The organism is Pseudomonas sp. TE12234 (assembly GCF_054061835.1).
On the sequence record NZ_JBSSEP010000006.1, the window covers coordinates 300629 to 312792 of the forward strand.

Genomic DNA, 12164 nt, shown 5'->3' on the forward strand with positions numbered 1-12164 from the left:
CTCCTTAACGCAAGTTGATGGTGGTGTTCACACCGTCATTGACGCTGTCGTCATCGAACCAGCGACTGGTGACAGTCTTGGTCTGAGTGTAGAACTGCACCACTTGCTTGCCGTACGGGCCGAGGTCGCCGAGTTTCGAACCACGGGAACCGGTGAAGCTGAAGAACGGCACCGGCACCGGAATCGGGATGTTGATACCGACCTGGCCGACGTCGATTTCACTCTGGAATTTGCGCGCCGCCGCACCGCTCTGGGTGAACAGGCCGGTGCCGTTGCCGAACGGGTTGGCGTTGACCAGGGCGATGGCCTCGTCAAGGGTATTGACCTCCAGCACCACCAGCACCGGGCCGAAGATTTCCTGGGTGTAGATCTGCATGTCGGTGGTCACGCCCGAGAACAGCGTCGGGCCGACAAAGTTGCCCTGTTCGAAACCGGGAACCTTGATGTCACGACCGTCCAGCTCCAGTTTCGCGCCTTCCTTGATGCCGCTTTCGATCAGATCGAGAATTCGCGCCTTGGCCTTTTTCGAGATCACCGGCCCTACGTCGGTGCCCGGCTCACTGCCCGCATTGACCTTGAGTTTTTGCGCCAGCGCCTTGAGGTCAGGCAGCCACTGCTTGGCCGCGCCCACCAGCACCACCACCGACGTGGCCATGCAACGTTGACCGGCCGCGCCGAAACCGGCACCGACCAGCGCATTCAGCGCTTGTTCGCGATTGGCATCCGGCAGCACCACGGCGTGGTTCTTGGCGCCCATCATCGATTGCACGCGTTTGCCATGCTTGCCGGCCAGGTCGTAGACGTGAGTGCCGACGGCGGTCGAGCCGACGAACGAAACCGCCTTGATATCCTTGTGGGTGCAGAGCGCATCCACCACGTCCTTGCCACCGTGCACGACGTTGAGCACGCCCGCCGGAACGCCGGCTTCGATCGCCAGTTCCACCAGCAGCATGGTCGACAGCGGGTCCTGCTCGGACGGCTTGAGTACGAAGGTGTTGCCGCAAGCGATGGCCATCGGGAACATCCACAGCGGAATCATCGCCGGGAAGTTGAACGGGGTGATGCCGGCGCAGACGCCGATCGGTTGACGCAGGGTATAGGTGTCGACCCCACCGGCCACGTTTTCAGCGAACTCGCCCATTTGCAGGGTGCCAATGGAGCACGCGTGTTCGACCACTTCCAGGCCACGGAAAATGTCGCCCTCGGCGTCGGCAATGGTTTTGCCTTGTTCGTTGCTCAGCACCACGGCGATACGTTTGGAATGTTCGCGTATCAACGCCTGCAGCTTGAGCATGATGCGCATCCGCGCGCCGATTGGCGTCAGCTTCCAGGTCTGGAAGGCGCGATGGGCGGCGCTGATCGCGGCGTCGACTTCTTCGGAGGTGGCAAACGGCACCTTGGCCAGCACCTGTTGGGTCGCCGGGTTGATGATGTCGTGCCATTCAGTGGTCTTGGATTCGACCCACTCGCCATCGATCAACAGCTTGACCTTGTGCAGCGTGGTTTCGTTAGGCGTAAGCGAAGCGTTCATGTGGGTCTCCGGATGTTTGTTTTTATCTTGGGAGCCAAGGCGAAAAAGTCGCCTTGCGATGAGGCGTGTGCCGCGAATTGGTTGTGGGACTGTTTTTGGAGTATAGATGTGCAAACTTCTAATAAGAACGCACATAAAAGCCGGTCCATCATGCAAAAAAACATCACGTCTTTAGGTTCGCTGAACTGGGATGACCTCAAGTTTTTCCTCGAAGTCGCCCGGACCCGCAAGGCCAGCACCGCGGCCAAACGCCTGGCCGTCGACTACACCACCGTGTCGCGGCGCATCAGTTCGCTGGAAGCCTCATTGGGGACGCTGCTGTTCGAGAAATCCCGGACCAGCGGTTTCGTCCTGACCGCCGAAGGCCAGCGACTGCTGGGTTACGCCGAGTCGATCGAAAGCACGTTGCACATGGCCTGCGAGCAGGTGTCCGGCTCTGGGGTGGCGTTGTCCGGGCATGTGCGCATGGGCTGTACCGAAGGGTTCGGCAGTTTTTTCATCACCCCTCAGCTTAGCCATTTCGTCGACGCCTACCCGGCCATTTCGGTGGACATCCTGCCGCTGCCGCACTTCATCAGCCTGTCCAAGCGCGAGGCGGACATCGTCATCGCCCTGGAGCGCCCGGAACACGGGCCGTACGTGTGCTGCAAACTGACGGACTATCGCCTGCAGCTGTATGCGACCCAGGAATACCTCGACAAACACCCGGCGATCCGCCGCCCGGCCGACCTCGGCAAGCACTCATTCATCAGCTATGTCGACGACCTGGCGTTCAGTTCGGAGCTGCTGTACCTGGCCAACGTCTTGCCCGGCGCCAGTGCCAACCTGCGCAGCACCAGCGTGATCGCGCAATTCGTGGCAGCACAGCAGGGCCGGTCACTGGCGATCCTGCCGTGCTTCCTCGCCGCACAAGACCCACGCTTGCTGCCGGTGCTGCCGGAGGACATCAACATCACCCGGCAGTTCTGGATGTACTGCCGCGAGGACCTGCGCAAGCTCAAGCGGATCACCCTGTTGTGGGATTACATCCGTTCGGTCACTGAGCAGAATCAGCGGCTGTTGATGGGGGAAAGCCGGGAGATGCTGTTCGCCGATTAATCGCTGCCGAGCTCCAGCATCAGCCCGCTCAAGCGTTTGACCTTGCGCCGCACCGCTTCTTCAAAGACCCCGGCGCGCGGCTCGATCAAGGTGAACCAGTCCTTGGCCCGGGTAATCCCGGTGTAGATCAGTTCCTTGGTCAGCACCGGGTTCAGGGCATCGGGCAGAATCAACGCGGTGTGGGTAAATTCCGAGCCCTGGGATTTATGCACGGTCATGGCGTACACGGTCTCGACGTCGTTCAGCCGGCTGGGCAGGACAAAGCGCACGCCGCCCTGCCCGTCGTTGCGCGGGAACGCCACGCGAAGCACCTGCTTGCCGGCGTCCGGACCGTCCCGTTCGGGGAGTTTCAGCGCAATGCCGATGTCGCCGTTCATCAAGCCCAGACCATAGTCGTTGCGGGTCATCAGCACGGGCCGTCCTTCGTACCACTGCTGGTCGCTGTCGATCAGGCGGGCCTTGAGCAACGCGTCGGTCACTCGCCGGTTCAAGCCCTCGACACCCCACGGCCCTTTGCGGACAGCGCACAACAATTGGAAAGCGTCGAAGGCTTTCAGGACTTCCCGCGCCCAATCCATCCAGCACGCATCATCGAGCGGACGGTCGATTGCCGGCCGCTGGTTGCGTAACAGGCTCAGGTAATGCCGATAACCTTGTGGCCCTTCACCATGGCCATCGAGCAACAAACGCTCCAGCGCCCGGTCCTGTTCGTTCTTGAGGGATAGGGAAAACACATCGTCATGGCTTCGCGCCGCCAGCAATTTACGGGCTTCATCGGGCTGCTGTTGATTGACCCAACGGGCGAGCTGACCAATGCCGCTGCCCTCGCCAAACCGTCGCGAGTGACGCAGCATCACCACTTGCTGGGCCAGTGGATGAACGCCCTGGGTGTCTTCCTGCAAGCCACTGGCCGCCAGGCTTTCGCCACTGACCGCTTCCAGCCACTGCCGTGTTTGCGGGTTGTACCAGCCGGCCTCGGCATCGCGACACAAATCGCCCAGCACGGCACCGGCCTCCACCGAGGCCAGTTGATCCTTGTCCCCCAGCAACACCAGGCGCGCATGGGGTGGCAGCGCATCGAGCAGGTTGGCCATCATTTCCAGGTCGATCATCGAGGCTTCGTCCACCACCAACACGTCCAGCGGCAAGCGATTGCCCGCGTGGTGGCGGAAATGCCGCGTACCGGGCCGGCTGCCGAGCAGACGGTGAACGGTGGTGACCTCCGAAGGGATTTTCTGGCGTATGGCGTCGCTGACTTTCAGCGTTCTGACTTGCTGACTGATGGACTCGGTCAGGCGCGCCGCCGCTTTGCCGGTCGGGGCGGCGAGACGAATGCGCAGCGGTTTGCCCGCCTCTACCGCTGGCGCCTGAAGCAACGCCAGCAAGCGCACGACAGTGGTGGTCTTGCCGGTCCCCGGTCCGCCGGTGACGATGCTGAAGGCGCCTCGGGTAGCGAGGGCGCAGGCGAGTTTCTGCCAGTCGATCACCTCCCCCGGCTTGGCCGCACCGAACAATCCGGTAAGACGCTCGGACAAGTCGCCCGGCGTTGCTTCATGTTCGGCCAGGCGTTGGCGCAGCGCGTTGTCGATACGGCGCTCGTAAGCCCAGTAACGGCGCAGGTACAGGCGCTTGCCCGACAACACCAGTGGACGGCTGTGCACCGCCTCACGCCCGTCGGCCGCCAACGCGACCAGACTGCTGGAGGCCAGCGCCTTGCACCAATGGGCGCCGTCCAGCGCGACCAACAGCTGCGACGGCAACACCATCGCGCCACTGTGCAGATCACCTTCCGGTGGTAGCGACAGGGCGAAGTCCGGCTCCTTCAATGTCTCGAACACGTCGAGGCAAACATGCCCGTGGCCCAACTGGTGACTGGTCAATGCCGCGGCCAGCAGCACCAAGGGGTCGTCATCCGGCGCCAGCTCATGAAGGAAGGTCACGAAGGCCTTGTCCAGCGCGCGCAACCAGCCACGTTCGACCCAGCGGGTGAGCAGCAACAGCAAGTCGTCAGCACGGCTCAGGGGGGCAAGCTCGGCGAGACTCTCGTCGGCCAATGAAGTGGGCAACAGGTCAGCGAAGGTGCGGCTCATAGCAATATTCCCTGTTCCCAGACGGGTTCGGCCTTGGGTTCTGGCTTACCTTGAAACAGCCGGTCCATTCGTTCGATCAGCTCCTTTGGAGGGCGGGCGAAGTACACGCCCTGGCTGGATGCACGCGTGCCGCGCAAGAACAGGTACAACGCGCCGCCGACATGCCGGTCGTAGTCGTAATCGGCCAGCCGTGCCTTGAGTTGTCGATGCAAGGCCAGGAGGTACAAGACGTATTGCAGGTCGTAGCGGTTGTCGAGGATCGACTGTTCCATGGCCTGTTCGGTGTAAGCCGCGTCGTCGACGCCGAGCCAGTTGGATTTGTAGTCAGCGACGTAATAACGACCGTCGTGTTCGAAGGTCAGGTCGATGAAACCCTTGAACATGCCATTGAGCAATACCGGTTCGGCCGCCACCCGCGCAACGCCCTTGTGCGTGTATTGGCACACCAGCGCATCGAGCTTGAGTACATCGACCTTGTGGCTGGCGAACCAGAACTCCATTTCGACCTGGTACTGGGTCAGTTGCTCCAGAACCACCGGGACCTGCCCGGCCCCTGCCGGCAACGGCGACTTGAGCAGATGCTGCAGCCAATCGCTCAGTGTCGTAATCCAGCCTTCCCAGCCTCGGCGGTTGCATCGGCGGGCAATGGCATCTTCCACAGCGTTCGGCGTGGCCACAAAACCCTCGTCACCGGCCCACTCGAGCAATCCATGAAGAAAGGTGCCCGGATTCGGACCGCGCGGGAATCGATGGAGATCGGCCCCCCCGGCGACCATCTCACGGGGCGCTTGCGGATCGAGGCGTTCGTCGTCGAAGAGCTTCTGTGCCTGCGGGCTCTCTGGTGCCTCATCACTGCCGACACTCAGGATGTCGCTGATTCGCAGGGCACTGTAAGAGGCAATCCACCAGTTTTCGCTGGCCTTGCGCTTCGGAATCAATGGCGCGAGCAATGCCGCTTCGTTCTGCGGCGGGTGGTAATGCTCGGCGGTGGCTTCAGGCATTTCGCCGTAAGCCAGCGCAGCGCAGCCCTGTTGCAGGTCTTCCAGCCAGCGCTTCAAACCCGCCGATTCAAGCAATGCCGCGCCACCGCCCAACAGATAACCCAGCGCCGAAAGGTGCAGTACCGAGCTGTTGTTATTGCCACGCTTGAGATCCGTGACACCCAGCCAGCAGGCATGCTGCGCCCGTGTCAGCGCGACATAGAGCAAGCGCAAATCTTCGGCCAGACGCTCGTCGTCGGCCAGGGCAATCAACTCGGCGGTCGGGCTCAAGGTCACCTGGGCCTTGCCCGTAGCGTCGTGGTAATGCAACGGCAGTCGGCTGCCATCCACCGGTTTCGCCGAACAAATGAACGGCAGGAACACCAAGGGATACTCCAGCCCCTTGGACTTGTGGATGGTCACGACCTTGACCAGTTGTTCATCGCTTTCCAGACGCAGGATCTGCTCTTCACCGGCCTGGCCGGACAGCGCCAGGTGTTCGGACAAATGCCGGATCAGGGCCTGCTCGCCATCCAGTTCGGCAGCGGCCTGCTGCAGTAACTCGGAGAGGTGCAACAGGTTGGTCAACACTCGCTCGCCATCGCTGCGTGCCATCAACGCCTGGGGCAATTGGAAGTCATGCAGCAAACGTCGCAGCATCGGCAACACGCCCTGCTTGCGCCAAATCTCGCGATAACTGCGGAACTGCATCACCCGCGCTTCCCACGCCAGTTCGTCCTGGTTCAGTCGCTCCAGTTCCGTCAGTGACAGGTCCAGCGTGATGCAGGCCAAGGCGGCGCGCAGTGGCCGCTCGACATCCGGCTCGGCACAGGCCTTGAGCCAGGTCAGCACGTCGTGTGCTTCCTGAGCGGCGAACACCGAGTCTTTGTCCGACAAGTAAACGCTGCGTACGCCCCGGGCCGAGAGTTCGGCACGCACAGCCTGCGCTTCCTTGCCATCGCGGACCAGGATCGCAATGTCCGCTGGCAACAGGCCTTTGAACCCCTGGCCTTCTCGGATAAACCCTGCACGACCGTGCTGGCCGCCATTGAGCAGCCCGGTGATCTCGCTGGCACAAGCGGCAGCCAGTTGTTGCCGGTACACCGCACCGGACAACGGCTGCTCAGTGGACAGGTGCCAGAGGTTCAGGGCGGGCACGACCTGACCATCGATGTACAGGACTTCTTTGCGGCCCTGGGATTCGACCGGCAGAAACGGCACCGGGTTGTCGCCATTCGCCTCCCGGAAGAGGAAGGCACCACGCCCGGATTCACGGGACTCCGCGCGCTCGAAGACATGGTTCACGGCAGCGACCATGCCATGACTGGAACGGAAATTGGTGCCCAGGGTATGCAGCCGGCCAGCAGTGGCCTGACGCGCGCGAAGGTAGGTATAGATGTCGGCGCCACGGAAGGCATAAATCGCCTGCTTCGGGTCGCCGATCAGGAACAGACCGCTTTGCGGGTTGTTGTCTTCGATGCGATAGATGCTCTCGAAGATCCGGTACTGCACCGGGTCGGTGTCCTGGAACTCATCGATCAGCGCTACCGGGAACTGCTCGCGGATCAGGGCGGCCAGGCGCTCACCGCCATCGGATTGCAACGCCGCATCGAGACGCAGCAACATGTCATCGAAGCCCATTTCCGCCCGCCGACGCTTCTCTTCTTCGAAGCGTGCACCGACCCAATGGGCGGCGTGTTGCAGCACGGCGGCATCGGGCGTCGGCAATTGATCAAGCGCGGTCTTCAGGCCGGGCATTGCGTCCAGCCCAGGATGACTGGGCACGTCGCCCTTCTTCCAGGCTTCGGCCATACCGTCGGGCGTCAGGCGCGTGAAACCGGTACCGATATCCAGTTGCTCGAGGGATTCATCCTCGGCCCAGGCTTTGAGTTTCTCGAACCACGGCTCGAAGTAACGCGCCTGCATCTTGCGACCATCGACATTTTTGCTGGCGACCCCCTCGTGGCAGATGGCGAGCAATTCGTCCGCCCACTGACGCCAGGGCCTCTTCAGTTCGAGCAAGGCCGCCCGTCGTTGCTGCAGACACTCGGTGATCAGTTCGACAGGCTCTTTACCTTCAACACTGTCGCGCTCACTGGCGAACAGTCCGCGAACGCGCGGCAACAGTGCGGCCGGGCCACCCCAATTGTTGCGCACCCAGTTCAGGGCATCGCCTTGCATCGGGTAGCAAAACAGCCGCCAGTAATCGCGCAAGACCTCGCCGAGCAAATCGCTGTGGTCGGTTTCCAGGGTCTGGGTAAACAGGCTGCCACTGTCGAACGCGTGTTCGCGCAACATGCGCTGACACCAACTGTGGATGGTCGAGACGGCGGCTTCGTCCATCCACTGGGCGGCGATGTCCAGGCGGTTTGCGCAACCGGGCCACTGCTCGGGCGGGTACTCGTTACGCAACTCGGCGATCAGGGCGTCCGGGGCGGGCGTTTCATCGCGGAAAAAGCGGGCGGCTTCTGCAAGTCGTGTGCGAATCCGTTCGCGCAGCTCTTTGGTGGCGGCATCGGTGAAGGTCACAACGAGGATTTGCGGAGGCAACAGCTCGCGCCCGAAACCACTCGGTTCGCCGCCATGGCCAAGGACAAGACGCAGATACAGGGCAGAAATGGTAAACGTCTTGCCGGTCCCGGCACTGGCTTCGATCAGTTGACTGCCGCGCAGCGGGAATGCCGGGGCCAGAGGTGTCTTGCTGGTCATGAGCGTGCCTCCTCGCTGGACAATGAGCGCCAAGGCGCCTCAAGTAGCGGCCGATACAAGGCGTTGCACCAATCGACGAACGTTTCATCGGCGGTGAGCGCATCGTAATCGGCGAATTGACGGGCCAGTGCCACGCTTTCCCGGCGCTCCCCGTCCGTGGTCAATCCATCGCCTTCGTAGGCTTTGCGCGCAGCCATTGCGGCTTTGACCAGATCGGTCTGACCTAACCAGGCGAACGCCGTCTTGACCGCGATCGGCAGTGGCTGACGCATGCCCGATTGCCAGGCCAGCAACAGGTCACCCAGAATCCGTGATGCTGACTCCTGCTCCATCGGCTCAAGGATCAGGCTGTCGTCACTGGCCACCAATGCGGTGGTCATGGCCAGGCCGCTGGCGCAGGCGACCAGATGATCGACCCAGGGTCGCGTCAGGCGATGCCATTTGCGCGATTTGATCGAACCGATGCTGTTGGGGATGGTTGTGATCGAGAGCAAACCGCCATCGGCGCGTTGGTGCAGCCCGCTGAGCCAGCCCTCGACGCGCAGATCATGCAACGCCAGGTTTACCGGCAGGGCACTGGTCAGCGGCGTAGGCCATAACGCCAGGAGCTGGTCGTAGCGTTGCAGCAGGTCCGGTAACGGCTCGATCAGTTCCCGCTGAAGGCATTCGCCGAATCCTGCCATTGGCAGCAGTCCACTGTTTTGCAGGCGTCGTGCCTGCAATGCCAACGCTTGATCAACGTCTTCCGGGGCTGCCAGAGCCGCTTCGAGCAAACTGTCGCTGAGGCTATAGCGTTGCAGTGCGTCGAGCACAAAGGGCTCCTCATCGGCCAGGGGCACTTCGGCGGCCTCGAAGAACACTTTCAAGCGCTGACTGAAGAAATGGCGCACAGGGTTACGCAGGAAATCCTGCAATTGGCCGAGACCCAGGGGCTCTTCTTGAATGTGGGCATCCAGCACTTCGATGTCCGTCGCGTGCTCGGTCGCGTGATGAAGCGCCTGCCATTCCGTGGCGTAGCTGAACAGTGCGTCGCCTTCATGGAAGTAACGAGCACTGAAGGGCTGCAAGGGGTGCTCCTGAGTGATGGCCTCAAGCAGGTCCTCTTCGGCGTCGGTCAATCGCCAGCCGCTGGCCAGGTGGTCACGGAGCTGGCCGATCAGTACCGATGCCGGGCGCTCGCTGTTATCGCGAATACTACGACCGACCCAACTGATGTAGAGCTGGTCACGGGCCGACAAGAGCGCCTCCAACAGCAAGTAACGGTCATCTTCGCGTCGCGATCGATCACCGGGGCGGTAGTCACTGCCCATGAGGTCGAAGTCCAGGGGCGGTTGTGCTCGCGGGTAGTCACCGTCATTCATGCCAAGCAGGCAGACCAGTTTGAACGGGATCGCTCGCATGGGCATCAAGGTGCAGAAGTTAACCGCACCGGCCAGAAAACGCTGAGACAAGCGCCCCTGATCGAGCCCGGCCAGCCAGGCTTCGCGGACGACGGTCAGTGGCAGTTCGTCTTGCAAACCGACCGACTCACAATTCTCGAGCCAGGTTTCACGCAAGGCTTCCAGTTCGCTCAGCAGGTAGTCGTCATGCTCGTTACTGGCCTGGAAGAACAACGACACCAAGGCCTGCAAGCGCGAACTCCACTGCCGGGGCGATGCCTGTTGCGTGAGTTCGTGATGGGCAATCTCCAGCGCATCGAGCAACGCGACCAATGGGCCGATGAGCGCGGCATCCAGTCCACCGATCTCGTCATAGGGTTCAATGCCTTCACAAGCACTGCCGCTGCCCACGGCATACCCCAGCAACATCCGGCGCAGGCCAAAACGCCAACTGTTTTGCTCCAGCGCCTGCGGCAGACCCAATCCTGCCCGCTGCTCGGCATTCATGCCCCAGCGAATGCCCGCGCCTTCAATCCAGCGATGAAGGGTCGGCAGGTCGCGCTCCTCTACACCGAAACGAGCGCGCAGTGCCGGGACATCCAACAGATCGAGAATTTCGCTGACAGGGAAACGGCTGTCCGGCAGTTTGAGCAGATGTTCGACGGCGATCAGTAATGGATCACGGCCACGCTGCCCCTGGTCCGCCAGGGTGAAGGGAATGAATCGCGGATCCTGGCGCTCAAGCTGGCCGAACACCGCCCGAATATGGGGTGCGTAACTGTCGATATCCGGGACCATGACAATCACATCCCGTGGTCGCAGGTCTGCATCGGCGCTGAAGCGTGCGAGCAGTTGATCGTGAAGGATTTCGACTTCGCGCTGGGCACTGTGAGCGATGTGAAAACGGATCGACTGGTCTGCCGCCAGATCCACTGCCGGCCAACGGTCGCGGGTTTCGTTCAGGGGACGCAACTCAAGGATGTCGTCCTGCAACTGATTGAGCATGTTCAGTGGCTGGCTGTCGCTGAACAGGTCGATGCGACCGTCGCGAAACGCAGAGCGATAGCTATTTGGATCGTCGTAGCTGTCGAGCAGGTTGATGTAATCCCGCCCCTGCTTGCCCCATGCGGCCAACAACGGGTGGGCATGCTGATGAAGGGTTTGCGGGTCGAGCACAACCGGCATACCGCTCTTGCGAGCCTGTCGCTTGTATTGATGTCGCAACAGGTCCTTATCGGCGACGATGTCCGCCCAATGGTGGCGACACGGGTTATGCACGCACAACAGAACCTGACTGAATCGAGCCAGCCCGGCCAAGGCTTCCAGGGCTTGTGCGGGTAGCGACGAAATGCCGAAAACAATGACACGGGAAGGCAGCCCGACAGGGGCAATATCGAGACTGTTGATCCGCTCGATGAACCGCTGGTGTACGCCGGCGCGGCTTTGCGCCATGCCCTCTTCACCGACATCCAGCAACAGAGCGCGCCACAATTCCGCCTGCCAGCAATTGGCCGGCGTCAGCGGCTTGGCTTCCCCTCTGCCGTTGCGTAATTGATGCCGACCTTCTGCCCAGTCTTCGAGCCAGTCGGCCCGGTACACTTGATATTGGTCGAACAAATCCGCCAACCGCTCAGCCAATTGATAGCGTTTGCGCAAATCGCTGTCATGGGTCAGGAAGCGTTGCAGGGGCTCGAAATGCGGTTGATTGATCAGTTGCGGGAGCAGACGCATGAGGCGCCAGGTCAAGGGAGCCTTATCAAGCAGGGATTTGACCGGAATTTCGTCACGACCAAGAACCATGCGATACAGCTGCCACATGAAGCTGCCGGGTAACTGTACATCGATGGCCGCAGCGATCCCGCAACCACCCATATCGTCTTCTTCAGAGTCTTCAGCCAGTGCCAACTTGAGCCATTGTGCAATGCCATTGCTCTGCACCAGGGCGATTTCATTTTCCAAGGGGGCCAGCGGGTAACGCCGCATCCAGCTCACCACCAGGCTACGTAACTCGTCCAGGCGATTGCCGTGAACCACCATAAAACCAGCACTGAGGGATGTTGCGTCCGGCATAAAGGCTTCCTTGGAAAGCGCAAATCGAGGGACGACTTTAGCATTGAAGGCGACTTGCTTCATTGCAGGAGCGAGCTCGCTCGCGGAGAACTGCAGGGCTGCGGGTGGCCTCAGATAGTTAACGTCATCGTTGATGACCATCGCGAGCAAGCTCGCCCCTGAAGCCGCGCAAAAAACAAAACCCCTACCTGCATACGCAGATAGGGGTTTCTGAATTTAATCTTGACGATGACCTACTCTCACATGGGGAAACCCCACACTACCATCGGCGATGCATCGTTTCACTTCTGAGTTCGGGATGGGATCA

General features: G+C 61.3%; 5 protein-coding genes and 1 rRNA gene. 1 reads left to right on the forward strand and 5 read right to left on the reverse strand.

The annotated features are described in order from the left end of the window. Positions 1–4: 4 nt before the first annotated feature. Positions 5–1531, reverse strand: coding sequence for a CoA-acylating methylmalonate-semialdehyde dehydrogenase (locus ACVWYU_RS12755; protein ID WP_090315715.1), 1527 nt, complete (start codon positions 1529–1531; stop codon positions 5–7). Positions 1532–1681: 150 nt separating this feature from the next. Between ACVWYU_RS12755 and ACVWYU_RS12760 the strand changes: the two genes are divergently transcribed. Further along, complete coding sequence (locus ACVWYU_RS12760) at positions 1682–2629, forward strand: LysR family transcriptional regulator (protein WP_090315712.1); 948 nt, start codon at positions 1682–1684, stop codon at positions 2627–2629. Here the strand turns inward: ACVWYU_RS12760 and recD are convergent. From recD to rrf, 4 genes are all read right to left on the reverse strand, one after another. Then, entirely contained in the window at positions 2626–4719 is a 2094-nt protein-coding gene (gene recD, locus ACVWYU_RS12765) for an exodeoxyribonuclease V subunit alpha (protein ID WP_457372834.1), read from the reverse strand. The genes ACVWYU_RS12760 and recD overlap by 4 nt on opposite strands. Next, the gene (gene recB / locus ACVWYU_RS12770; RefSeq protein ID WP_457372835.1) at positions 4716–8408 is read right to left on the reverse strand and encodes an exodeoxyribonuclease V subunit beta; all 3693 of its coding nucleotides are present in this window, start codon (positions 8406–8408) and stop codon (positions 4716–4718) included. The genes recD and recB overlap by 4 nt, the downstream gene beginning before the upstream one ends. Next, on the reverse strand, positions 8405–11857 hold the full coding sequence (gene recC, locus ACVWYU_RS12775; protein ID WP_457372836.1) for an exodeoxyribonuclease V subunit gamma: 3453 nt from the start codon (positions 11855–11857) through the stop codon (positions 8405–8407). Before recC ends, recB begins: the two co-directional genes overlap by 4 nt. A 220-nt stretch (positions 11858–12077) precedes the next feature. Further along, positions 12078–12164: ribosomal RNA gene (rrf, locus tag ACVWYU_RS12780) — 5S ribosomal RNA — on the reverse strand; the annotation flags it as partial.